General features: G+C 43.2%; 18 protein-coding genes. 8 read left to right on the forward strand and 10 right to left on the reverse strand.

Going from position 1 to position 25,755, the window contains the following annotated elements:
- The first annotated feature begins 53 nt into the window (after window positions 1-53).
- The gene (locus BJP34_RS44455) at window positions 54-212 is read left to right on the forward strand and encodes a hypothetical protein (RefSeq protein ID WP_158517463.1); all 159 of its coding nucleotides are present in this window, start codon (window positions 54-56) and stop codon (window positions 210-212) included.
- On the opposite strand, the gene BJP34_RS24930 is transcribed toward BJP34_RS44455, so the two are convergent.
- Together BJP34_RS24930 and BJP34_RS24935 are read right to left on the reverse strand one after the other, a co-directional pair.
- Window positions 202-5,718, reverse strand: coding sequence for a trifunctional serine/threonine-protein kinase/ATP-binding protein/sensor histidine kinase (locus tag BJP34_RS24930; protein ID WP_070394672.1), 5,517 nt, complete (start codon window positions 5,716-5,718; stop codon window positions 202-204). The genes BJP34_RS44455 and BJP34_RS24930 overlap by 11 nt on opposite strands.
- A gap of 157 nt (window positions 5,719-5,875) precedes the next feature.
- On the reverse strand, window positions 5,876-11,380 hold the full coding sequence (locus BJP34_RS24935) for an ATP-binding sensor histidine kinase (RefSeq protein ID WP_070394673.1): 5,505 nt from the start codon (window positions 11,378-11,380) through the stop codon (window positions 5,876-5,878).
- A 298-nt stretch (window positions 11,381-11,678) separates the two neighbouring features.
- Here BJP34_RS24935 and BJP34_RS24940 point away from each other — a divergent pair, with 298 nt between their 5' ends.
- Window positions 11,679-12,485 carry a pantothenate kinase gene (locus BJP34_RS24940; RefSeq protein WP_070394674.1) on the forward strand — a complete coding sequence of 269 codons (807 nt, stop codon included), beginning with the start codon at window positions 11,679-11,681 and terminating at the stop codon, window positions 12,483-12,485.
- 32 nt (window positions 12,486-12,517) lie between these two features.
- Here the strand turns inward: BJP34_RS24940 and BJP34_RS24945 are convergent, their stop codons facing one another.
- Window positions 12,518-12,973, reverse strand: a complete 456-nt coding sequence (locus BJP34_RS24945) for an NUDIX hydrolase (protein WP_070394675.1) — start codon at window positions 12,971-12,973, stop codon at window positions 12,518-12,520.
- Between the two features lie 204 nt (window positions 12,974-13,177).
- Between BJP34_RS24945 and BJP34_RS40850 the strand changes: the two genes are divergently transcribed.
- From BJP34_RS40850 to BJP34_RS24955, 3 genes are all read left to right on the forward strand, one after another.
- A complete protein-coding gene (locus tag BJP34_RS40850; protein WP_149031166.1) occupies window positions 13,178-13,357 on the forward strand; it encodes a hypothetical protein in 180 nt (59 codons plus the stop codon).
- On the forward strand, window positions 13,357-13,647 hold the full coding sequence (locus tag BJP34_RS24950) for an RNA recognition motif domain-containing protein (protein ID WP_070394676.1): 291 nt from the start codon (window positions 13,357-13,359) through the stop codon (window positions 13,645-13,647). The genes BJP34_RS40850 and BJP34_RS24950 overlap by 1 nt, the downstream gene beginning before the upstream one ends.
- A 156-nt stretch (window positions 13,648-13,803) precedes the next feature.
- Complete coding sequence (locus tag BJP34_RS24955; RefSeq protein ID WP_070394677.1) at window positions 13,804-14,001, forward strand: hypothetical protein; 198 nt, start codon at window positions 13,804-13,806, stop codon at window positions 13,999-14,001.
- A gap of 641 nt (window positions 14,002-14,642) precedes the next feature.
- Here BJP34_RS24955 and argH read toward each other — a convergent pair.
- The 3 genes from argH to BJP34_RS24970 all read right to left on the reverse strand — a co-directional run bounded on the left by argH (window position 14,643) and on the right by BJP34_RS24970 (window position 18,031).
- Window positions 14,643-16,034, reverse strand: a complete 1,392-nt coding sequence (argH, locus tag BJP34_RS24960) for an argininosuccinate lyase (protein ID WP_070394678.1) — start codon at window positions 16,032-16,034, stop codon at window positions 14,643-14,645.
- Between the two features lie 259 nt (window positions 16,035-16,293).
- Entirely contained in the window at window positions 16,294-16,545 is a 252-nt protein-coding gene (locus tag BJP34_RS24965; RefSeq protein WP_198954156.1) for a hypothetical protein, read from the reverse strand.
- A gap of 28 nt (window positions 16,546-16,573) precedes the next feature.
- Window positions 16,574-18,031: a GAF domain-containing SpoIIE family protein phosphatase gene (locus BJP34_RS24970; RefSeq protein WP_070394679.1), complete on the reverse strand. Its 1,458-nt coding sequence runs from the start codon at window positions 18,029-18,031 to the stop codon at window positions 16,574-16,576.
- A 435-nt stretch (window positions 18,032-18,466) separates the two neighbouring features.
- Between BJP34_RS24970 and BJP34_RS24975 the strand changes: the two genes are divergently transcribed.
- Window positions 18,467-18,919 carry a helix-turn-helix domain-containing protein gene (locus BJP34_RS24975; protein WP_070394680.1) on the forward strand — a complete coding sequence of 151 codons (453 nt, stop codon included), beginning with the start codon at window positions 18,467-18,469 and terminating at the stop codon, window positions 18,917-18,919.
- A gap of 7 nt (window positions 18,920-18,926) precedes the next feature.
- Here BJP34_RS24975 and sbcD read toward each other — a convergent pair whose 3' ends face one another.
- Together sbcD and BJP34_RS24985 are read right to left on the reverse strand one after the other, a co-directional pair.
- Window positions 18,927-20,150 carry an exonuclease subunit SbcD gene (sbcD, locus tag BJP34_RS24980; RefSeq protein WP_070394681.1) on the reverse strand — a complete coding sequence of 408 codons (1,224 nt, stop codon included), beginning with the start codon at window positions 20,148-20,150 and terminating at the stop codon, window positions 18,927-18,929.
- Window positions 20,151-20,274: 124 nt separating this feature from the next.
- Complete coding sequence (locus tag BJP34_RS24985) at window positions 20,275-20,799, reverse strand: hypothetical protein (RefSeq protein WP_070394682.1); 525 nt, start codon at window positions 20,797-20,799, stop codon at window positions 20,275-20,277.
- Window positions 20,800-20,839: 40 nt separating this feature from the next.
- On the opposite strand from BJP34_RS24985, the gene BJP34_RS44460 reads away from it, so the two are divergent.
- Window positions 20,840-21,004, forward strand: a complete 165-nt coding sequence (locus BJP34_RS44460; RefSeq protein ID WP_158517464.1) for a hypothetical protein — start codon at window positions 20,840-20,842, stop codon at window positions 21,002-21,004.
- Between the two features lie 126 nt (window positions 21,005-21,130).
- On the opposite strand, the gene glyS is transcribed toward BJP34_RS44460, so the two are convergent.
- Both glyS and BJP34_RS24995 read right to left on the reverse strand, forming a co-directional pair.
- Window positions 21,131-23,293 (reverse strand): glycine--tRNA ligase subunit beta, encoded by a 2,163-nt coding sequence (glyS, locus tag BJP34_RS24990; protein ID WP_070394683.1) that lies wholly within the window; start codon window positions 23,291-23,293, stop codon window positions 21,131-21,133.
- Window positions 23,294-23,576: 283 nt separating this feature from the next.
- Complete coding sequence (locus BJP34_RS24995) at window positions 23,577-24,680, reverse strand: calcium-binding protein (protein WP_070394684.1); 1,104 nt, start codon at window positions 24,678-24,680, stop codon at window positions 23,577-23,579.
- A 739-nt stretch (window positions 24,681-25,419) separates the two neighbouring features.
- On the opposite strand from BJP34_RS24995, the gene BJP34_RS25000 reads away from it, so the two are divergent.
- On the forward strand, window positions 25,420-25,686 hold the full coding sequence (locus tag BJP34_RS25000) for a hypothetical protein (RefSeq protein WP_070394685.1): 267 nt from the start codon (window positions 25,420-25,422) through the stop codon (window positions 25,684-25,686).
- Window positions 25,687-25,755: the final 69 nt, after the last annotated feature.

Consider the following 25,755-nt stretch of genomic DNA (forward strand, 5'->3'; position numbering starts at 1 on the left):
ACATGATCTAAATGATAGCTAAGGCCCTAGGCTCATGCTACCCTTAACCAACCTTGGCTTTTAGGCCACGCGATCACGTTCAACCTTGGCCTTTCGGCCACGCGATCGCGTTCAACCTTGGCCTTTGGCCACGCAATCGCGTTCAACCTTCAACCAACCTACCTTCAACCAACCTACCTTCAACCTTCAACCAACCTACCTTCAACCTATAGGTAGAGTAATAATAAACTCAGTGCCTTGACCCACTTCCGACTTAACCTCAATCTGTCCCAGTAGCTTCTGAGTCACTAAATTATAGACAATATGCAGTCCTAAACCAGTTCTGCCTTGAGGTCTAGCAGTAGTAAAGAAAGGTTCAAAAATTTTGCCCACATGCTCGATGGGAATCCCACAGCCATCATCATGATACTTAAGCATAACCTGATCCTGAATCCTTTCAACAGTTAAGGTTAACTGTCCTTGCTCTGATGGTTGATAGCCATGGGTAATGGAATTGATCACTAAATTAGTAATAATTTTCCAAATAGCTCCTGGATAAGTATTGATCGTAACTGTATCATCTCCTTCTAGGGTTAAACTATGGGAAGTCTGTTTTAGTTTAGGCTCTAAAGTAAGTAAGACCTCGTCGAGATAGTGTTTAAGACTTAACTTGCGCTTTTGTAAATCATTTTGGTCAACAGCAACTTGCCGGAAATTTTGCACCAACTCCCCAGCCCGTTGTAAGTTACTCAGAATTAATTCACTGGATTCTTGAGCCACTTCTACATAGTTTTTGAGTGCCGAGCGCTTTAATTTACCCTCTTGGAAACTACGGAGAAATCCAAGAGTTTCATCAGCTAGGGTAGAAGCAGCAGTAATCCCATTACCAACTGGCGTACTAATTTCGTCAGTGACACCAGCCACAAAGCTACTTAAAACTGCTCTAGTCTCAGATTCCACTAACTGTTTCTGAGTTGCTTTCAGGTCTTCGAGAGTTTCAGACAGTTCTTGAGTACGTTCAGCAACTTTTTCTTCCAGGGTATTATAGAGATTAGCATTTTCTAGAGAGATAGCCGCTTGAGAGCACAACAGTTCCAGAATTTCTAACCTATCCTTAGTAAAGGCTCCAGTACATTGATTATTTTCAAGGTACACAATACCAATCAGTTGGCCATGATTGAGGATAGGTGTACACAAGATACTCTTAGGTTGTTGCTTAATAATATAAAGGTCAGCTGCCAACATCGTTTCCACACTAGCGTTATCTAATACTAAAGTTTCGGAGCTATGGGCAACATAGTTGATCACGCTAACTGAAATGTCTTGACTCTTTACTACCGGAATTGATGGCAATACGGTGATATAAAATTGCCCATCTGATTCTGAATTGCCTTCGGAGTTACCTTCGGAGTTGCCTTTGGAGATAGACTGAGTTATATAGTAAGCGTCGATCACCCATTGTCCAGCTTTAGGCAAAATCAAAGCACATTTTTCTGCTCCTGCATTCTCAATGATCACTTTGATTAAGGTAGAGAATAACTGCTCAAGTTGAATTTCCCTGGCAATGGCTTGAGATGCTTTGATCACTGTTGCCAAATCTAAAGCGTCTGAAACACTGAGGGTATGGGAGCTGATACTTTGGATTAGGGTCAAAGTCGATAAAGACTGGCTATGGTCAGTGGTGATTGAATTGCTAGGATCCAGACTAATGGTCTGTTGTTGCTGGATCACACTCAGTAATTCAGGATAGCATTGTTCTAAATCCTCAACTTTAGCTTTAGCTCCCCAGCGAGCATAAGCATAATAGGCATCAGTAAGGTAAATTTGGGCAATTTTCGGTTTACCCCCCTCTAAGTAAAACCTAGCAGCCAGTTCATTAGCAAGGGCTTCTTCGTGAAGGTATTCGTTATCTTTTGCGCCAGCAATAGCAAGATCGTAAAGCTCCATAGCATCCAGAGTATCCCCAACAACTCGTGCTATTTCTGCTGCCACTAAATTGTACTTGTGTTGGAAATTGGAAGGAGCATGGTTAGCCCAATTACCCATGGTTGTTTGGTTCACCTTTACTTGGTTTAGGTAGTCGTCTTGCTGAGTGCGATTGGCTGTAGGCCACGCTTCGCGATGGTCTTTGCCGCGCCAAAGGCGATCGCAGTTAGGATACTGAGCAAGTAAGGATAGGGAATAGTAGAAGTTATGAGCAACAACTACCAGTAGACCAAATGCTCCATCTTCATACTCGATAGCTTTTGAACCATGAACAACAGCTTGTTCGTAATCGTGAAAGGTATAGCGAATGATTAATTTAGCTAAATGGAGGGTAAACAGTGACTGATAATTATGAGTTTCCTGGAAATGATTAAACATTTCATACTCATTAAAGTCATCACTCACTAATTTAGATTTATCAGCTAATAATCCTTGAAAGCTTAAGGTTACGTGTTTCCATATATTAGTATACAATAAACAATATTGTTGTTGGGTTATAACTAGTAATTCGATATATTTACTAGCTTCTTGGTTTATAAAAAATAAACTCTCACCCAGCAAATATAAATGAGTAAAATAGGCGTTAATAAAATAGCCAACATATTCTATATTTCCTTCTTCACGTACACGTTGAATTCCCTCCCGCAATAAATTTAGTGTTGCTCTGCCATGTTCTTTGCCAGGACAGATAAAAACGCTGAAAATTAGGTGAACTTTAGATGTCAGGGTTTTAGCTTGATACTGCTCCAACAGCCGTAACGCTATCTGACCAGAGTGATAAGCCGACGCCACATCCCCGATAAATTCACGGAGAAACACACCGTAAATTACATAGACACCAGCGGCTAAGGATGAATGACCATGGTCGAGACATAGACCAATCATAGTCAATGCCACATACGGATACAGATTAGGTTTGATACGATGTATCGGAGGCGCAAGGGTTAATAGAATCCGAATCGCGGCTAGTTGCTCGGGATTAGTCATGGTTGGCATAGTTGCCAAATCCCTTAGGGATGGTAATTTCACTAACTTGTTCTTGTATCCTGAGGCACTAGATACTAGGGGAATCTTCAGCTTTTCTAAGGCTTCTAATCCAATCTCTATCCCTTTGCTTTGGTAGTCTTGACCAATATAAATCTGTATTTTTAGCTCCGAGGCCTTTACGCAGTCAAGGCGGTTAGTGGCTTGGTCTAAAATACTATCGCTTAAGGCAATTGCTCTGTCAAAGTTAGTGCTGAGGTACTCTGATTGTGCTGCTTCTTGATATAATGATAAGGTTAGGTCATAGTTACTGTGCCAACTATCTGCGGCTAGCAGTTTCATCCCCAACCTTAAATAGTCAACCGCAGCAGCATAAGCTGTAGAAGCCTTAGCTTTACGTCCTGCCATTAAATTTAACTGAGCTAATTCATTCCGTTCAACTTGCTCAGAAATTAAGTCCACACCATAATTCAACTGGCTGACAATATCAAAAATTTTCTCTTCCCGTTCTGGTAAAGACGTATTTTCTAACAGTAGTTGACCAATTTTACAATGAGTTGATTGCTTTTGGTCTTCTGGAATCATAAAATAAGCGGCTTGCTGCACTCGGTCATGCAAAAATCGGTAGCTAAACTCTTGCCCCAAAACCTCTGATACTGGTTGCCCTAAGCTTTCTTTAGCTCTCGGTTTGACATCAAAACTATCAAAGGACTTAAGCTCAGAAACTGATAAGTGATCAGAGTTATAATCCTGAAAAAACTTGTAAATTTCAGTGATTGGTAAGATAAACCCTTCTTGTAGCGCCTTCCATAAATTAGCTGCTGTTTCAGCTTCGGATTTTTCAGAGACAATTGCTAGGGTTGCTAAATCAAATTGGTTACCAATACAAGCAGCCAGTTGAAGTATCTCCTGAGTCACCACTGGCAATTTTTTCAACTGGAGCGCCATAAATTCTACGACATCATCAGTGAGTGCCACAGCTTTGATTTGAGCAATGTCACACTGCCAATAACCAGATTCAAAATTAAAGCTAATCAGTCCATCCTCAGGCAAAGATTTGAGGAATTGAGTGGCAAAGAAAGGATTCCCTTGAGTTTTTTGATTAACTAGTTCGGTTAAAGGCGCTGCTAGTTCCACAGCACAATGGAGAGTATCTGCAATCAAACAATTAAGGTCAGATGGCTTCAGAGGAGCTAAGGTAATAGTATTAACAGTAGCGTTAGTTTTAGCAATCTGATCTAGGGTCACCATCAACGGATGGGCTGGGAATACTTCGTTATCCCGATAAGCACCAATCAGCAACAGATAACCAGTCTCTGTTTCACTCATCAACAATTGCATCAACTTCAAGGAGGCCAAATCTGCCCATTGCAAATCATCCAGAAAAATCACTAAGGGATGCTCAGGAGTGGTGAAGACCTGAATGAATTTCTGGAACAGGCGATTGAAGCGATTTTGTGCGGCACTCCCTGATAATTCTGGGACAGGAGGCTGTTTGCCGATAATCCGTTCTAGTTCTGGAATGACTTCAATAATAACTTGACCATTATCTGCCAGTGCTGTCAAAATTCTAGTTTTCCACTGTTGCAATTGAGCATCAGTTTCACTCAACAGTTGCCCCATCAAGTCTCGGAAAGCTTGGACAAATGCTGAAAAGGGAATGTTTCGCTGGAATTGGTCAAATTTCCCTTTGATGAAGTAACCTCGTTGCCGCACAATCGGCTTGTGGACTTCGTTGACCACAGAGGTTTTACCAATGCCGGAAAACCCTGCTACCAGTATCATTTCGATGCCACTGGTGGCGCTACTCACCCGCTCAAAGGCTGCCAGTAAGGTCTCTACTTCCGAAGTACGACCATAGAGTTTTTCCGGAATTACGAAGCGAACGCAAATATCCCGACTGCCTAACTTAAAGGATTCAATCCTACCAGTTTCCTGCCACTGGTTGAAGCAAATTTCCAAATCATGCTTCAACCCTAAAGCACTCTGATAACGGTCTTCGGCATTTTTCCCCATCAGCTTGCCAATCATCATAGAAAGCACAGCAGGAATATCGCCCTTAAGGCTATCGGTGGCAGGAGCTTGTTTGGCAATATGACAGTGAACTAACTCCATCGGGTCAGTGCTAAGGAAGGGTAACTGTCCCGTGAGCAATTCAAAGAAAGTAACTCCCAAACTATAGAAGTCGCTACGGTAGTCAATACCCCGGTTCATCCGTCCAGTTTGTTCCGGTGATAGGTAAGCGAGAGTGCCTTCCAAAACATTGGGACTTTGAAGCACCATTATTTCCCGAGGTAGCACAGAAGCCAGACTAAAGTCAATCAGTTTGACCTGTTTAGTGTCTGGATTAATCAAGATATTGGCAGGTTTAATATCTTTGTGAATCACTTGCTGGCGATATAGTCCCTGTAGGGTGGTCACAATTTGCAAGGCAATCGGAAAGAATGTGCCTAAGCTCATGGGCTGACCATTACTATAGTCACCCAGGGAAATACCACCAAAATCCTCCATCACCAATGCATAACTATGGCGATAGTGTTCCAGAGAATAAGGCTTAACAATCCCAGGGATGTCAAGGTTTTTGGCAATGGTAAACTGATTGCGAAACCGTACCAGTTCACCGAAGCTAGGATACTCGGTATTGAGTAGTTTAATCACTACGGGTATTTGATCCGACTCCCGTAAGCCTCTATAAACTAGGGTTCTGGAACTCCCGTAAAGGGTTTCGGTGATTTGATAGCCAGTAAGTGTGATCAGAGTGCTGCTCATAGTCATGGCCAGTTGAGGATTGACAAAAAGAAACTGGTGGATCTGGATGCTTGATCAAAAGAGTCACCTTAGTATTCCCAAAAGCAGCATTCTCTTCACATTGGGTCTAATTTAAAACTATCCTACACCGAACGCCAAAAGCGAACAACCTTGGCCTTTAGGCAACCCTACGCGAACAACCTATCGGTAGAGTAATAATAAACTCAGTACCCTTACCAATTTGAGAGTTGACCTCAATCTGCCCCAGTAGCTTCTGAGTCACTAAGTTATAGACAATATGCAGTCCTAAACCACTGCCACCTCTGGCTCTAGCAGTAGTAAAGAAAGGTTCAAAAATTTGCCCTAAATGCTCCTGAGCAATCCCACAGCCATCATCGTGATAGGTAATCATTAATTGTTCATCAACTCTGTCAACCTGAAGATGTAACTGTCCATTTTGTTTGGGCTGATAAGCATGGCTAATAGAGTTCATGACTAAATTCGTAATCACTTGGGAGATAGCCCCTGGATAGGTTTCTATGGTAACTGTTTCATCCCCGTCTATGGTTAAGGTGTGGGAGGCTTGTTTGAGTTGAGGCTCTAAGCTGATTAAGACCTCCTCTAGATATTCTTTAACATTCAAGGTACGCTTTTCTAGATGAGCTTGGTCAACTGCAACTTGTTTAAAACTTTGCACCAACTCCCCAGCTCGTTGTAAGTTACTCAGAATTAATTCACTAGATTCTTCGACGGTGTCTAGATAATTTTGTAGCACCGATCGCTTCAATTTTCCGTTTTGTAAAACCTGACTAAACCCTTGAGTTTCATCAGCTAAAATAGAAGCAGCGGTAATACTAGTACCAACAGGAGTATTGATTTCGTGGGCAACTCCCGCCACCAGACTACCCAAAGCCGCCATTTTTTCCGATTCCACTAGCTTTTTCTGAGTAGCCTTAAGGTCGTCGAGAGTATCAGAGAGTTCTTGGGTGCGTTCAGCTACCTTTTCTTCTAGGTTATGGGAATAATCTTCTAGTTGGCTTTTGGCTTGCTCTAAATTGGTGTAAAGTTGAGCATTTTCCAAGGAGATAGCAGCTTGAGAACACAAAAGTTTAAGCACTTCCAGTCTGTCACTAGTAAATGCGGCAGTGCATTGATTATTTTCGAGATATAGAATACCAATCAGTTTACCTTGATTAAGGATAGGAGTACACAAAACACTTTTTGGTTGTTGCTGAATAATATAGGAGTCAGCAGCTAAAGTTGTTTCTTCAGTAGCGTTATCAAATACCAAAGCTTGAGATTTGTGGGAAACAGCATTAATGACGCTGATCGGAATAGTATTACTTTCTTCGATAGGAATCGATTGTAGTACTGTGAGCACAGGTTTTGTGCCTAAGTGGTTGGTGTCGTTAATTCCTTTGGCTGCTAAATCTGGCTTTAGGACTTGATCAATTGAACCTTGAGCTTCAATCACCCATTTTCCAGCTTTGGGTAAAATCAGAACACATTTTTCTGCTCCCGCATTCTCAATAACGACTTCCATCAGAGTAGAGAGTAACTGGTCAAGGTGAATTTCACTAGAAAGGACTTGAGACGCTTTGATCACACTTGCCAAATCCAATGCTTCAGAAATTTTGGTGCTGCTCGATGTGACAGTTTGGTGTAAAATATTTCTAGGATTGACGCTAGTTTTTGATTCCACCAGGATCGGAGCAAGTAAGTCAGTATAGCGTTTTTCCAAATCCTCAACTTTAGCTTTAGCTCCCCAACGAGCGTATGCATAATAAGCATTGGTAAGGTAAGCTTGAGCAATGGTTGTTTTATCCCAATCCAGGAAAAATTCTGCTGCTAATTCATTAGCTAAGGCTTCCACCTGAAGATATCCCGTATCCATAGCTCCGGTAATTGCCCGGTCATAACCTTCCATCGCCGACAGAACATTTCCTTCAACTCTTCCCCTCTCAGCTTCTACGAGATCATATTGGTGTTGATAATTGACTGGAGCATGTTTTGCCCACAACCCTAATCGCTCTTGATTTGCTGCTACTATCTCTAGAGCCTGTTGCTTTTCCTGGGATTCAAGCTGATTACAGTTGGCTAACAGCGCTAATGAGTAATAGAAACTATGCTCGGAAACATACAATGTTCCAGCTGCTGCTTGTTCATACTGCTTTCCTCTTGCTCCGGCTTCTACAGCTTCTGTGTACTCTTTAAATAAGTACAGTAGCATGGTTTTTGCCCCATAGGCACAAAGCACAAGAAAGACAATGTTATGCTCGATCCAATTTGGTAGGATAGTTGATTCATCGAGATAGTCACCAACCAAATAACATGGATTTGCTACTTGACCTAGGAGATTAGCAACGGTTTGTTGACCAATGCGGATAAAGCTTTCGTGGAAGTCAAACTTAGCTTTAGCGATCGCTTCAAAATATTTCCCCTGTATCTGTTGAACAGATTCTAGATTATTCCCAGTAAAAAAATGATAGTTACAATAGTGAACAGCACCATAGAAAGCATACTCGATATCGCCGTTTTCAAATCCACTTTGAATGGCTGTTATTAATGAAGTATTTGTTTCTCGGACATGCTCTTTCCAAGGTCTAACAAACACGTTAAACATATTGCCAACTTTAGCGCTAAGCTCTACAGCATTATATTGCTCTAGGAGCTGAATGGATAAGCGACCAAACTCATAGCCCCGATCAATATCTAAGTAAGCACCACAAAGGAGCGCACCGTACCAACTATAGGCTGAAGCTGCCCAGGAGGAATGACCGTATTTAATACAAAGCTTGACTGTAGTCAAAATAATTAACGGCCACAGGACTGGATTAGCAATATAGGACGCAGAACTAGCATTGGTCAAAATCCGGATAGCGGCTAGCTGATAAGGGTCAGTAATCTCTGGCAAGTTAGCTAAATTAGCAATTTCCTCAACCTCTAACTGTAACTCTTCCCGTAGTTTTTCAACTTCAATATTAATTTTTTGGGCTTCCGTGGGAATAGCTATCCCTAGCATTTTCAAAACGTTGATGCCTAAGTCGATAGCTTCAGTCATCTGATTTTGACTAATATAAAATAAGATTTGCAACTCATATACTTTGACTTTATCTAAAAGGGTATTGGCTTGTTTTAGGACTATCTTTGATAAGTGTTTTGCTCGCTCTACATTAACCGTTAAATATTCCGCTTCAACCGCTGCTATCGACAGAGCTAGGCTCAAGTCATAGTTACTCTCCCAACTATCTGAAGCTAGGAGTTTCAGACCGGAATTAAAATACTGAAGAGCCGGTTTATAAGCCGTCGCTGACTTTGCTTTTTTCCCAGCTAATAGATTTAATTCTGCTAGTTGGTCTCTCTCGGACGGATTGATAATTAGATCAGCACCGATATTAAGCTGATTGACAATATCAAATATCTTCTCTTCCCGTTCTTGTTCAGAAGTATTGCTTAACAGGAGTTGCCCAATTTTTAGGTGGGTTTGTTGCTTATGGTCTTGAGCAATCAGAGCATAGGCTGCTTGCTGTACCCGGTCATGGAGGAATTTGTAAACTGGGGAGGAGTGATGGGGAAGTCGTGATTGGGGATAGCTTTCACCAATGCTCTGTTGAGATTCATCGGTAGTCTGGAAAAACTTGTAAATCTCGCTTTGGGGTAATAGTAATCCTTCTTGTAAGGCTTTCCAAAGATCAGCCGCTGTTTCAGTTTGGGATTTTTCATAGACAATGGCTAGGGTGGCTAGATCAAATTGGTTGCCAATACAAGCAGCTAGTTGAAGTATCTCTTGAGTCGCTGCTGGCAACTTCCTTAACTGTAGCGCCATAAATTCTACTACATCATCACTCAGAGCCAGGGCTCTTACTTGAGCAATGTCACACTCCCAATGACCTACCTCAAAATTAAACCTAATCAGATTGTCGGCATGGAGAGATTTCAGGAATTGAGTGGCAAAGAAAGGATTACCTTTAGTTTTCTGAAATACCAATTCTGTCAGAGGTTGTGCCAGTTCTTCTGAACAACTGAGGGTATCGGCAATCAGATGGTTTAAATCAGAGTGTTTGAGAGGGGCTAGAGTGATACTATTAACTTTTAGCTCAGTTTTGCTAATCTCATCCAAGGTTAAAATCAACGGATGGGTTGGAGAGACTTCATTATCCCGATAGGCTCCAATCAGCAGCAAATAACGAGTATCAGTTTCGCTCATCAACAACTGCATCAACTTCAAAGACGCTGAATCGACCCATTGCAAGTCATCTAGGAAAATAACTAAGGGATGCTCAGCAGTAGTGAAGACTTGGATGAATTTCTGGAACAGTCGATTAAAGCGATTTTGTGCTGCACCAGCTGATAGTTCTGGCACAGGAGGCTGTTTGCCAATGATTTGTTCTAGTTCAGGGATAACGTCAGTGATGACTTGACCGTTTTCTCCGAGTGCTAACAGAATTTTGATTTTCCAGTGTTGTAATTGTGCATCCCTTTCCGTAAGCAGTTGTCCCATCAAGTCCCGGAAAGCTTGGACAAATGCAGAAAAGGGAATATTGCGCATAAATTGGTCGAATTTCCCTTTGATGAAGTAACCCCGTTGTCGGACAATCGGCTTGTGGACTTCATTGACCACAGCAGTTTTCCCAATCCCGGAAAACCCTGCCACTAACATCATTTCACTCCTGCCTCGGGAGGAATCCTCTCGACCTTGAGTCTTGCCAGCAACCCGGTCAAAAGCGCGTCGTAAGGTCTCAACTTCCCTGGCGCGACCATAAAGTTTCTCGGGAATCACGAAGCGATCGCAAATATCCTGGGTGCCTAACTTAAAGGGTTCAACCCTACCAGTTTCCTGCCATTGGGATAAGCAAGTCTCCAGGTCATACTTCAATCCCAAAGCACTTTGATAGCGGTCTTCAGCATTTTTCGCCATCAGTTTGCTAATCATGTCCGAGACAATGATGGGAATATCAGGATTAATACTATGGACTGAAGGTGGCTGCTTGGCAATATGGCAGTGAACCAACTCCATGGGGTCTGTACTAGTGAAAGGTAACTGTCCGGTCAGGAGTTCGTAGAAAGTGACTCCCAAAGAATAGAAGTCGCTGCGGTAGTCAATGCCCCGATTCATCCGTCCAGTTTGTTCCGGAGACAAGTAAGCTAGAGTTCCTTCCAGGACATTGGGACTTTGAAGCACCATTATTTCCCTTGGCAGTAGAGAAGCAATACTAAAATCAATCAGTTCGACTTGTTTAGTATCCGGGTTAATCAGGATGTTGGCAGGTTTAATATCTTTGTGAATGACTCGGTTGCGATAGAGTCCATCCAGGATGGATGCAATTTGAAGAGCAATGTCGAAAAATTCCGTTAGAGAGGTTAATTTTAAGCTTTCTAGATTAGAGCAATAAGTTTTGAGGGAAATACCACCAAAATCCTCCATCACCAAACCATAGCCATTGCGGTAGTGTTTTAAACTGTAGGGTTTGACGATGCCAGGTAGATCAAGGTTTTTGGCAATAGTATATTGATTACGAAACTGCACCAGTTCACCAAAGCTGGGATATTCACTCTTAAGCAGTTTGATCACAACTGGTTTTTGGTCTGACTCACGAATTCCTTGATACACTAAGGTTCTAGAACCGGAATAGATAATCTCGGTCATTTGATAGCCAGTCAGTCTCACCATAGTACTGCTCATAGTCATCTAGTCTTCATCACAGGTTCAGGTACCGGATGAGAAGTTTGAGATGATTTCTCTTCCGGAACAGGGATTTTTTCCCACTGTGACTAGTCTTCCCAAAAACATCAATCTAGAATCGATTAGGCAAAAGAAAAGGCAAAAGAAAAGGCAATAGGCATGCTAGCAATAGGCAAAATTATTTCCCCGACTCCCTCGGTGCGCTTGACCCGTAATTAAATTCGCCACGGGTCGCACCGCTCCCGACTCCCATTAACCCAGAGCAAAAGTAGCTCACCCAATTGATAACGGCTAGAGTATGACAACATTTTCTGCTAAGGCAAACAGCTTTTTAGGATTAGTGATTGGCAATTCCCGGCTACATTGGGCTTGGTTTGTGGATAACACCCTGAAAAAAGCCTGGGATACCAACCATCTAACCCCAGTAACTGTAGAGCAGTTAATCAAGGACTGGACGTCTAATGTAATCTCAGCGGAAATTTTCCCACCCCAGTTAGCAGCTCAGGGGACAGACCCATCCAAGCCATTACCGCTTTACATCGCTTCTGTAGTACCTGCCCAAACAGCACTCTGGCAAAACTATTCCGATACTACAATACTGACTCTTGAGCATTTACCCCTTTCCGGACTATATCCCACCCTAGGCATTGACCGCGCCTTGGCCGTATTTGGTGCTGGTCACAGGTATAGTTATCCAGTTTTAGTTATTGATGCTGGTACTGCTCTAACCTTTACTGGGGCTAACCAAAACCTACAGCTAATCGGAGGAGCTATCTTGCCAGGATTGGGATTACAGTTACAGTCTCTAGCACAAAAAACTGGAGCATTACCTGCGATTGAACTACCAGCTCAGTTACCAAAGCGTTGGTCACTGGAGACATCAGAGGCAATAGCAAGTGGTGTTGTCTATACAATATTGGCTAGTATCCGGGATTTTATTGAGGATTGGCAAAGGGAGTTTCCCAACAGTGCGATTGCTCTGACTGGCGGCGACTCTGAGCAGTTAGTTACTTATCTCCAATTCCAATTTCCTGCAATAGCGGCTCAGATTATTGTTGATCCTTACTTAATCTTTTGGGGAATGTTGTCAGTGGTTGGTAGTTAGTTGCTGCGGTAACTGTTGTGGGGAATGGGGAATTAAGCAACAGTGATATTACCCTCAAAATAGTCCTGTAACTGACGGTCATGGTCATGGCTGAGGTTTCCCTTAGGGATAGCTTCCGGTTCGAACGCCTTGACTTCACTAATTTCCAAGACGTCCTGTACCTCCATAGTTCCGGTGACATCAGCTTCTACCAGAATACAGATAGAATGGACTCTGGGATCTCTTCCTGGTGCTGAGTAAACCCCAACTAACTGGCGAATCTTGAGCAACTCCAGTCCAGTTTCCTCAAATAATTCCCGTTCGATAGTCGTTGGAATATCTTGACCCCAGTTAACTATACCTCCTGGTAGAGCCCACTTACCATTGTCACGACGTCGAACTAGCACAATTCGCCCATCCGGCAAGAGTGGAATGATGCTCGTACCGGTAATAGGATGTCGAAATATAATCCCAATAACGGTTTGGACAAATTGCCATAATCTTCTCATGTGATGATAGGGCTGTTGATTGTGTGTGTTGGTTTTACTGACTGCTATGATAGACATTATGGATGCAAGTTCGGTAACGTCAGTGATTGAAAAGTCCATTGTGATTCAATTCAACATTGAACGTCTGAGTAGTTAACAGCTAGGAGCCTAAGGAATACCTGACCGGTTCATAGGCGAATCACTTATGGTTAAATCTCTGTCTTGATGCAAAGCACGATTGGGGGGATACCACGCCAGTCGCTCATGGGGAAAACCCCCTTTGGCCGCACTGACTACCCTGTTCCATTGCTGCATAGCTGTCATAACCTGGGTAGATATGCACCAGTGCTTCGGCCTCTCACCGACCTTCATCTGAACTTGTTCGCTCAGATGGATAACTCTTAATGACTATATACATTGGCAACCTAGATTATCAGGTTACCTCTGAAAACTTACAGGAAGTATTTCAGGATTATGGTACAGTATCAAAAGTAGTAGTTCCTAAAGATAGGGAAACAGGTCAAGGGCGTGGATTCGCTTTTGTTGATATGGGGACAACGGATGAGGAAGATTCTGCCATTGCTGAGCTAGATGGTGCAGAATGGATGGGGCGTTCTATGCGCGTCCGCAAAGCTAGACCAAAAAATAACGACAACGACAACAATCGCGGAAATCGTGGTCGCAGTGGGTTCTAGAAACATTAGGCTTCGAGGACAATCAAGAAGTCTGGTTTGGAAAACTAACCATTTTCCTTTCCCGTGGGTGACATGGGTAACTGAAATAAACCAAGCTTAATTTAGTGTAAGACTTGGGTTTGATAGTGTTTTTGTTTTTTTATCAATGAGGTAAACATGGCAAAGCGCCGCAATCTAAAAAAGGAAAAGGCGCAGCGGAATCAAGCTTACGCCCGTAAGTTTCGGAAGTCCAAGCGTAATACGGGCCGTTTTTCCAAAAATAGACGGTACGGTACTAAACCTCCTAAGTCGGAGGAAACAACAGCAGAAAATAATGAGGATAATAATTACCAAGGTGGTACTGGTGCGATGTAATGAGTCAGTTATCCGCTGATTCCTGATATTCCCAGAAGTAACTACCCCAGTTGATTAACTACTGCTGTCAATGTAGAAAATTTAGCTGTCCGGCAAAAGAAGCCCCACACCTAATGCGCAGCATAGGTGTGGGATGAATTTTGCACAGAGTATGTATGGAATTGCTATAATATATGTACTGATAAACAAAGCCGTTCGCGAAGCGTGGCCAAAGGCCTTAAATGCTGGTTTGTCAGCTATTTAACTAGCGAAAAAATCGAATTTTTGTATTGTTCCGGCGCGGAGGGGCATCCCGTGTCGTTAATAAAGCTTACCGAGTATCCGAACCGTTGGGTGGAGTTGGTAAGAAGCCCACACTGTAATCTTTGATAAGCGTGTGGGAGTATGTCACGAGTATTTAGTTAGGAGCTTCGAGTCAGAATAAGTCAAGGTGATGTTATTGGAATAAACAAAAGTCAAAGTATCTTTCCAAGAACTAACTAAACATATTTAGTTCTGATCCGAAGTTTCCCGCTCCTAACTTCCCTATTATTAAGTATTTTTGTACTGGCGCAAGATTGACCTACGGTCACGCTACGCGATTAGCCCGAAGGGCGTTGGCTAGCGAACGACAAGATTTAATATTAGAGATAAATTAGCGATCAATGATTGGAATTTAGGCGATCGCATGCATCTTGAATCCCTCGCCTAACCTGGTCAAAACCAGTGCCACCATAACTATTCCGACGAGCGACGACTTGAGTAGGGGCAATGGCTTGATAAATATCCTCTGCAAAGGCTGGATGCAAGGCTTGCCACTGTTCGAGGCTCAAATCCTTCAGTAACTTCCCGGATACCAAACAACGTCTGACCACCTTACCCACCAGATTGTAGGCTTCCCGAAACGGAACTCCTTTTGAGGCTAAATAGTCAGCGACATCGGTAGCGTTAGAGAAATCTTCAGTAACTGCTGATGCTAGACGTTCGCTACGAAATTCTAACCCTTCCTGCCAGAGAATGGTCATGGCTTCGAGACAGGCTTTGATAGTGTTAACGCTATCAAACAGTGCTTCTTTGTCTTCTTGCAAGTCTTTGTTGTAAGCCAAAGGTAGCCCTTTCATCAAAACTAACAACCCTTGTAGATGACCAAAGACACGACCAGTCTTACCTCTTACCAGTTCGGGAACATCAGGATTTTTCTTTTGGGGCATGATGCTAGAACCAGTAGCACAACTATCCAGGAGAGTAACAAAGCCAAATTCCTGAGATGCCCAGAGAATGATTTCCTCTGAAAATCGGCTCAGATGTACCATGATCAAACTGGCAGCACAGAGGAATTCAATGGCAAAGTCGCGATCGCTTACTCCATCGAGGCTATTACCATAAATTCCTTCAAAATGCAAGGTTTTGGCGGTATGATGTCGGTCAATGGGGAAGGTAGTCCCTGCTAAGGCTCCACAACCGAGGGGTGAGATATTCACCCGCCGTCGGATTTCCCCTAAACGCTGCCAGTCCCGGTCTAGCATGTCCACATAAGCTAACAGGTGATGGGCTAAACTTACTGGCTGAGCCCGTTGCAGGTGAGTATAGCCAGGAATCAGGGTTTCAACATGAGCTTTGGCAAGATTGAGCAAGACCTCTTGGAAGTTACGTAACTGGCTACGAATCTGATCAATCTGCTCCCGGAGGTAGAGTCGGGTATCCGTACCAACTTGGTCATTACGCGATCGCGCTGTATGTAGCTTCTTGCCAACATCACCCACAAGTTCAGTTAGGCGGCGTTCTACAGCTAAGTGTACATCCTCAGCATCAACACCAGGGTTAAATTTTCCTTGGTGGTATTCTGAGCGGATTTGTTCTAAGCCAGCTACTAGCTGCTGAGCTTCCGACTCAGAAATAATGCCAGTATGGCCAAGCATCTTGGCATGAGCCACAGAACCAGTAATGTCATACTCAATCAGTTCTATGTCAAAGGCGATACTGGCATTGAAGCAAGCAATTGCTGGATGTAACGCTGATTCAAATCGCTGACTCCAGGTTTTTTGCTCAGTCACAGTTTTGGAAACAAGATAAAGGACAACAGACGAGTTAAACGAAGTTAGATTTAGTTAAAGAAGTTAGATTTAGGGAATACCCAAAAAATAAAATACCAGATTTTAGCTTGTAGGGTGGGCAAAAACATTTTGCTTCAAATGAGTCTTCTAGATAAGACAACTTTGCCCACCATTCTTGATGCAGTCGCTCATGGGGGAAACCCCCTTTGGCGGCGCTGCATCGCTACTTTAATTGGTATTTTTTTTACACGCAAGTCCCTTAGTTAAACGAAGTTAGATTTCTGAATAAGTAACCAACAACTAAGCCAATCACCAGCGCCGCAGCCTGACCAGAATCAATAAAGTTTTGCCAGGCCGTCTTGATTTGACCAAGTACATCTGGATCTTCAATAGTTTGAGCCAAAACTAGCCCATCGATGGGTAAGTGAGAGTTCAGCCATCCCAAGACATCAGTCCAATCGCTAATGCATAATAACGGAACTATTGCTGTTTGTATGCCTACAATCACCATTGCTCTGCTTTCCTATACCTTAAATCTTTTAGTGAAACCTTGATTTTACCTGCATTACGACCAGTGTCATATCATCTCCGTTAGTTGTTGTACCAGTAAACTGCTGCACTTGCTCAAATAGGTAATCTAAAATTTCCTGAGCAGTATAACTATGTTCACAGGCCCACTGGAAGCTTTGAGTTAGATTGTCCTCATCAAAGCGATGGCCATTGAGATTGGCTGCCTCGGTCACGCCATCAGTGTAGTAAATAATGGTATCCCCTGAATCTAGCTGCACGTGAGAGTCTTCGTATTGAGAATCAACTTCTAAACCAATCAGCATCCCTGCGGTATCCAAGGGTTTGATAGAACGGGTTGATGCCTGCCACAACAAGGGGGGATTGTGAGCGGCATTACTATAGGACAAAATCTTGGTTTTGGGGTCGTACTCAGAATAAAACAAGGTAACGAACCGATGGGAATTTTCCAAGTCAACATACATAACCCGGTTCAGGTGTTCGAGAATGCGTGCAGGGGAGTGACCGTTTAGTACTTCTGCTCGCAGCATTCCCCTGGTCATAGTCATAATCAACCCAGCCGGAACCCCTTTTCCCATCACATCACCAATCACAATGCTCCAAGGTAAATAAGCACTGTGGTCATCAGTGAGATGAGCATCCCCGGAGTTTTTCGGTCCAAGCTGGTCGTAGTTGGTGGGAATGAAATCGTAGTAGTCACCTCCAACACGGTTAGCGGTTTTACAGAAAGCCGCTAATTCCACCCCTTCAATTTCAGGGCATTGGCGCGGTAGTAGGCGGATTTGGATATCGGCACCAATTTCTAACTCTCGATCTAAGCGTTCTTTATGGCGTAGCTCAACTTTAAGTTCATCATTAGCGATCGCTACTGCCGTTTGGTCAGCCACTAACCTTACCAACTTCTGTCGTGTCGGTGTCCAATTATATTGTGGGTCATGGCTAAAGATATACAAATGTCCTTGTTCAGCATTTTTAAGCAGAATGGGAAGACTAAACAGTTTGATATTGGGTTCAAGATAATCCCTCAAGACTTTATCAAAGGATGCCTGAACTAGTTTCATAGAAGTTGGTGTCTGCTTAGAATTCCCCCCTTGGCCATTAGGACTTGTCACTTGGTGGGTGGTCTTTTCTATCGCTTTACGAATAGTCTGACCCACCTGAGGGTTCTGGTAGTGTAGGTCAGAGCGTTGTACCTGACCATCTCGATTGAACAAGATTAAAGCTCCCCCATCGGCATCACTGACCCGTGCTGCCATTAGAGGAATTAACTCTAAAAACTGATTGAGATTGTTGAAGCTGCGTAAGGCAAACCCCAATGAGCTTAACAAATCTTGAACCTTGTGCTGTTCTCGATAAAGACGTGCCACCAGTTCTTTGAGGGTGGACACAGGGTTTTTCTTAGCACCAGCATAGGAGCTGGTGCTATTGGTTGAACTTGAGGGTTGGTGGGGAATGGGCAGTGCTGTCATTGCATCAGGTGTTAGGAGCGTTACCAGTTATGCTGCACAAACCATCAGGTTAATCAGGAGTTAGAACAGATGTCTACTCAGGTTTTGTCAAGCAGCTGTTGCTGACACTGTTGACCTGTGAAGCCTACGATGGCTGACCCTGGATCTTCACGGTAGTTTTGCTTGGGTATTGATTCAACCATGTAGGATAACTAGCGCAACAGTATGGCATCCTACAGTAGCACTGATTGCCATTTTTAGCTATTCCAGAAGTCCCAACCAATTATTCCAACTGACCTGATTTGTCTAATGATAGCCCTAATTACACTCAATGTTATTCCGGGAATCTTCTGAGTGCTGAGGGCTGATGCATTAATTAATAGAACCCCATGATTTGGCATTCCACAAATTTTCAATTATTATAGTTTTATAGGAAGAGTTTTGGTAAATCAACTGATGAACAAGTGTGTTAGTACTACTGAAGCGGCATCTCTGTTAGGAATCTCGTCTAGACGATTGCGACAACTCCTGAGCTCTGGCCGGGTCAGAGGTGCTTATAAAAGCGGTAAATTCTGGATTATTCCCCTGTTTAATCATCTGCCTCAAATTACCACAGGCAGACGTGGTCCAAAGGGTAAGTGGCGTAAAAATCGTCCTCCGGCTCTAGCTAAGATCAATGTCAACCGCAATCACATTGGCTCGAATATGCACAAAAGTCCCAAAGACCGCAAGCCAGTGATTTCAGTAAAACGAAGCGGCAACAATCTATACGGAAACGAGGTAGAAATCCTCGGTCCTTGTCGGATTGTCTATCAGCCAGATCACCCACTTGATTGTGGCGCTCGTCTGTGGATCGAAACCTTCAGTGATGTTCACTTCATCGGTGGCAGTTTTCCTGCAACTAGCTAATTACCAATTACCGATTTTTCTCTAATAGGCATTCTGCAGCTTCTAGCATATCTGCAGCAATATCTCTGAGGTCTTGCCGATTCTCTAGATATGTAGATAAGGCATCCATCGGGTCAATACTGTTACCTATACCCAGTTCCGGCAACCGGGGACGGGCTAGCTGGCTGACTAATTCTGGGCGAATGGTATAGTGGTGGGCTGGCTTCAAGGATTCATGTATCGCAGTATTGTCAATTAGGTCGAGCTGCTCAGAACGTAGCTTGTAAATCAGCCGGACTATAGCGTCTTTAATAGTTTCGTTACCAATAGAATTTAGTAAAGTATTTTGGGGATCATCTGCTTCAGCAAGGTTGACCTCAATGGTACGGAAGGGTCGTACTGACAAGGGACAAAATTCCCACTGAACGTGACCTTTGGACAGCTCAATCATGACATAACCTTTGTCTTCCTTCTCTTCACTGAAATCGACCCGCTCAATGCTGCCAGGGTAAATGACTGGAGGGTCATTGGAGTGGTTGAGATTCTGGTGATGGTGGATGTGTCCTAAAGCTACATAATCAAAGCAGGGTCGAGTCAGCAGCGAGAGCGGAATAGTAAAACCTTTACCAACTGCTAGGAAGCGCTCTGCACCAAATCTAGCTTGGTCTGCCATTAAATGACCTAACAAGACCGTTGGCAGGTTTGGGTCAAGTTTACGAATTTCTGCTTCTAAGATTGGCTCAAGCCGTGAGATCAGGAGTTGGTTAACCTCGGCTAGGGTTAGACCTTCGGTGTCTGGGCGACTAAGAAGGGTGGAGTTGGTTAGCCACGGTAGAGTAATCACCTGTACCGGACCATTGTCAGTTTGAATCTTATGAGTTTCGATGCTATCCCCTACTACAAATCCAGGCACGCCTAAGGTGCGATAAATACATAAGCTAGCACCTCCCTGTCCTTGGGAGTGTTGGTCGTGGTTTCCTACTAATAAAACTGTAGGAATATTTGCATCTACTAAGCGGCGAAATTGATTAGCAAAGGCTTGTTGAACATAGGGTGGTGGTGTGGCATCGGGAAAGGCATCACCGCCAAAAAGCACTAAATCCACAGGTTCGGTAATGGCTCGGTCAATACATTTAGCTAGGGTATTGACAAAATCTTCTAAACGTGTATTGATTCCAGTAGCAGGGTTTATTCGTCCATGGGAGAAGCCACTACCCATGTGGATGTCAGATAGGTGAAGAATTTTTATCATTGGCGATGATACTATTACAAAGTAGACATGATGAGATTAGGAAATAGCAATTAACAATTTTTAAATTGCTATTTTCCTATTAATATCTATAGTCACTTTTTGATTTTTGAAAACATCCCTTTGGTTATTGGTCAAGAATTTCAGATAGAGCTTGATGGATGACCTGTTTTTGCTCAGAATCGTATCTCCAGCGCTGCAGAAATTCTTGGTAGTTGCCAACTCCAGTAAGGGCGCTTTGCCTTAACTGTTGGGCAATGTCAAACAGGCTTGGCATGTTTAGTTGTTTAATGAGATTAGCACTACGCGATCGCACTCGGTCTGATCCTTGAGCCATCTCTTCTTTACCATTGCGGCGATGGTTCAATCCCATTGCCGCTGACATAGCTAAATTTTTGACTAACAGTTCCGCTACGATTTCGGGGGATGACTCTAGAGCTGTGATCACCTCTGGTGAGGGATTGTCGGCTAAGGTGCTGTCACTGGTAAGGTAGGTGACAAAGAAGCCTCTAGCACCATTTTTGGTTTTGACTAAGGATGCGATCGCATCGGTAATTTCTGGCGATGTTAGTTCCCCTGTTGCCATTTTGGTCATTATCGATTCGGTGAATGCGATCGCATCATCAAACGTTACGGTTTCTAGAATTTCCATCGCAGTTCAGAGGCTAGCTCAATAATAGGTCAGTTTCAATTTGACCACAATTTCACAAAAACCGCAGATACAGCTTTTACTATCAATCCCCCAAAGCTATCAGCGGTCAGCGGTCAGCCGTCAGCGGTCAGCCGTCAGTGGTCAGCGGTCAGCCGTCAGCGGTCAGCCGTCAGCGGTCAGCCGTCAGCGGTCAGCCTTAAGCTAATTACTGATTACTGATTACTGATTATTAATTACTCATAGCTGATAGCTGATAGCTGATAGCTGATAGCTGATTACTTATTACTGTTCGCGTAGCGTGCGCGTAGCGCATATACTTACAAACCAACCCCTAACTCTTGACAATTGCTCCAAAATCTGCTAACACACGAGCATGATTCCGCAACAATCCCAACAAATTCAAGCGATTAGTGCGAATATTGGGCTCAGGATCCATCACCAATACACTCTGGTCACCATCAAAGAAAGTGCTAACCGTAGGAGCAATCTCTTCGAGTGCTTCCACTAATTTCTGATAATCTCGCTCTTCCTGAGAAGCTTTAATTTTTGGCACTAATTCCACTAGGGCATCATAAAATGCTTGCTCACAAGATTTCTGGAAGTGTTCCGGATTCACTACTGTTGTTGGTTGTATCTGTTTGGTATCTAAATCCCCTTGTTTAGCTAAACGAGCTGAACGGTTGACAGTTTCATAGATTTTATTCAGAGTACCATTATCTCGGATAGACTGGAGAAACAAAGCGCGATCGCGTACATCTAACACGTCAATTAATGCCCTGTTTTGATACTCCGTATCATCTTCTCCTAACACAGCATTCACTAAATCATAGTCAATTTTATTTTCTTCTTGGAGCAGAGTCCGAATCCGTTGTAAGAAAAATTCCTGTAATGACTCTATTGGTGAATTCTTGTCTGGATAAGCAGCTACAAAATCCGCAGCAATATCGTTTAGCAACTGTTGGAGATTAATCGGTAAGTTGGCATCCCAGGTAATGTTGATAATCCCATTAGCAGCACGACGTAGAGCAAAGGGATCAGAAGAGCCTGTGGGTAACATACCTAAACCAAAGATACTGACTAAGGTATCTAGCCTGTCAGCTAATGCTACCACTTGACCGGTCAGGGTTTTAGGTAGAGAATCCCCTGCACCTCTCGGTAAATAATGCTCAAAAATTGCTGTTGCGACTTGCTCAGATTCCCCACTAGCAACGGCATACTTTTGTCCCATTACCCCTTGTAATTCAGGAAATTCATAGACCATCTGGGTAACCAAGTCAGCTTTACACAGTAAGGCCGCTCTTTGAATCTGACTAATAGCTTCTGGTGAGATTAGATTAGGAGAGTGTTGACGTAACTGGTCAGTAATTTGAATCGCTATCTTTTCTATTCTACCGACCTTTTGGCGTACTGAACCTAAATCTTCCTGAAAAGTGACTTTCTCCAGTTGGGGTAAATAGCTTTCTAAGGGTGAGTCGATATCGGTTTTGTAGAAAAACTGTCCATCAGCTAGCCTAGCTCGGATTACCCGCTCATTCCCAGTTGCAATAATTTCGGATTTGGCCGGGTCACCGTTACCAATAGTAATAAAATAGGGGATAAGTTCAGTAGCCGCTTCGGTTTTGAATACTGGGAAGTAGCGCTGATGAGACACCATCTCTGTAGTGACCACTTCTTGTGGTAAATTCAAGAAGTCTGAGGAAAATTTACCCACTACTGCTGTCGGCCATTCCACTAAATTAGTGACTTCTTCCCATAACTCAGGGTACAGAGGGGTATAACCACCTAACTGTTTAGCGGCTGACTCCACTTGTGATTTGATTGTCTCGCGACGTGTTTCAGGGTTGACCTCTACATAAGCATTGCGCAAACAGGACTGATAATCTGTTGCTTGGGGAATCTCTATTGGTTTGGGAGACAAGATCCGATGACCACTGGAAATGCGATCGCTTTTTACAGTCTCGGCATTATTATCTAACTCTACCGGTAGCACTACATCATCCAAAAGTGTGACTAGCCAGCGAATCGGACGGGGAAACTTTAAATCTCCATTCGCCCAGCGCATGAACCGTCTACCTTCCAATCCAAATATCCATTGGGGAATCAGTTCCGTTAAAATTTCCGTAGCGGGGCGACCGGATATCTGTTTCTGAACAAAGACAAATTCTCCTTTATCCGTATCTCTGAGGAATAGATTATCTAGCTCTACCCCCTGTTTACGGGCAAACCCAAGTGCTGCTTTAGTAGGTTGGCCATCCTTAAACGCTGCCTTAGCTGGTGGTCCTTTAACCTCTTCTTCTCGGTCCGGTTGCTTTTCAGGTAATTCTTTAATGATAACTGCTAAGCGGCGAGGGGTGCCGTAAATCTCAATTCCTTCTGGAGTAAGAAAGTACTGATCCAGGGTTTGGGGAATTTTCGATTGCCACTGTGCGATCGCACTATCGACAAAATCTGCGGGTAATTCTTCTGTACCGACTTCTAATAAAAATGTAGACATAGGGAACCGATTGCTAATCAAAACTATAATCTTTAACTACCAATTCCCCCAGTGTACCTCTTGAGATTATAGACCTGGTGATGATGGTTTTCACAGAAAAAGCCGAGTTACAGCGACTGTCGCCAAACTCTATCCTGGTTGACTGACAAAACTTACGTAGTGGTGCGTTAGGGACGGAATCGCCCTAATGTTGCGCCTGTTCCCAGGTGGGACAGCCCGTACCGTAACGCACCACCCACGGAATAGCCCTGATTCTAGTGACAGATCAAGCTCAATCAGATCACTAAATCGTCAAAAAGTTGCTAGCGCTGGCAATAGTCCCAACTTGTGCATCATTGACAACTGCTAAGACTTCACCGTTAACAGCGATTTCGACACCATCAGCACTTTGGTTAAACCTCAAGTTACTGAAAGTCAAACCACCAGACAGACCTAGCGACGTCTTACCAGCCTTAAAGTTAATGATAGTATCAGTTCCTTTGCGTGCTTCTAGGACAACAATATCCTGACCACCCCCAAGCCTGATCGTATCGTTGCCGAAGCCACCAACCACTAAATCATTACCAGTGCCAGTGTCTATGAGGTCATTACCGATACCTCCATAGACTGTGTTATTGCCTCCGGAAGAGAAAATCTCGTCATTACCAGTGCCGCCATAAATGGTGTCAGGGTTGGAACCGCCGAAAATCTCGTCATCCCCAGCACCACCATAGAGAATGTTTACTCCCTCACTCCCAAAGATTCTGTCATTACCACCCTGACCGTAGATGGTGTCATTATCAGCAGTGCCGAAAAGAGTTTCACCGTTGCTTGTGCCTACAATTACTTCATCTTTCGGCACAACTCTTAAGTTATCCACTAGTAGCGCGGATTCCAACAACTCATCTTCTACATCCACCACTGCCATACCTACTAGATAAGTGCCAGCAGTTGGGAATTTGTAGGTAAAGGTATCGTAGTCTGTTTCCTCACGAAATCCTGTAGGAGACAGCAGAAATGAACTATTGGTATCTGCCAGGTTAGATAAAACGTTTGGGATGATGGAGACAAAGGCAAAATCCTTGAAGGTGGAGTCAGGAGTAAGCTCATCAGTCAGGAAGTTAAAGTCGAAGCTCAAAACATCCCCAGCGTTGGCTGTAATAGGTTGTAACTTGAGAGCGGATCCTTCTTTGGCATCTCCATTGCCAAAACCATCTATACTGCCTGGGTTGAACCCCAAGAAGTTTTCAAGTGCGCTATCACTTACAGAACCGACATCATTAGTAATTAAAGCCTGAAATTTTCCCTGAGAAGGAATACTGCCAAATGCCGCTGTCTCAATTCTGGCATCGCCGATAGTGTTCCAATTTATGAAGTTGCCAGTCTCAAATCCAAAAATAGTAGTCATCAGATTTTGTCTTTGGTAGATTACATGATTGACACAAGAAGGTCATTGCAGACAAACAAATTTAGACTAAGCTCACCTCAAGGCATCAGAAGTTGATACACCAGTTGATACACCAGTTGATACACCCTAAATCAGACTCGTAAAACCGATAATTTTTTCGTAGCTTCCCCTATAAATCAACATTTAAATTTTGTAGTATTCCTGAAAAATTAAAATACCTTAAGGTGTCTTATTTTTTTACCCTGAATGTTTTTGATAGTTTGCTTGACTTGACTATTTATCAATTTATCAATTCTTTTGTTAAAGAAAAATACTTTTATTTAAAGTATTTGTAAAGTTAAGCGTAAACTTGTTCAAGTTTTAGTTAAAATTAGGTAATCACAGTTACCTAGGTAACGCCCATAAACTAGATAGCATCAGTTATCTGAGGCATCTTCACAGATTTCAGGGATCGTAACACTGCCAAAGCCAGCAGCATCGAGTCATTCACAATAGGTTTGATTCGCTGTAATCCAACAAAGGCTCTGCCTTGATATCTGGAAATAGTGACAAATCCTGAAAAAAAGGGTTATAATAGCCCTCTGAAGACAAAACATTGATTAACCCTAACAGGTTGATTAACCTTGAGGGATTTACTTACAATTCCAGGGCTGGTCTATTTTCTCTAAGTACATTTACGGTTACGGCGGTCAACTCAGCAATTCTATAATCCCATCAGTTATTGAAGGGCAGTAAGGCAATGTATAAGAATTGCGTAATTGACATTAACTCCAAGCCTAATAAGGTTGATAGCGTTTGGCGTCTAGCCGAAACATTATCTGTAGAGGAAAAGGCTGAATTGATTGAGCGCTTGCTTGACCAAGAATCGGGTTTGATTGTGCTGTCAGCAACTACTCACTTAGCTGATTATATCCTGGCCCAGATGAGTCTTTTGTCATCAGAAGGCTTGCTGTACGTATTCAGGAAAGTTGCGGCTCAGCTGTCTAGCAAAGGGAATGGTTTGTAGATTGTTATCGTTAATCACCCAAAATATCCAGCTTGTTCTTTTTTTGTTGGTGGTTAGTAGAGGCGAACA

Source organism: Moorena producens PAL-8-15-08-1 (genome assembly GCF_001767235.1).
Classification (GTDB): Bacteria; Cyanobacteriota; Cyanobacteriia; order Cyanobacteriales; family Coleofasciculaceae; genus Moorena; species Moorena producens_A.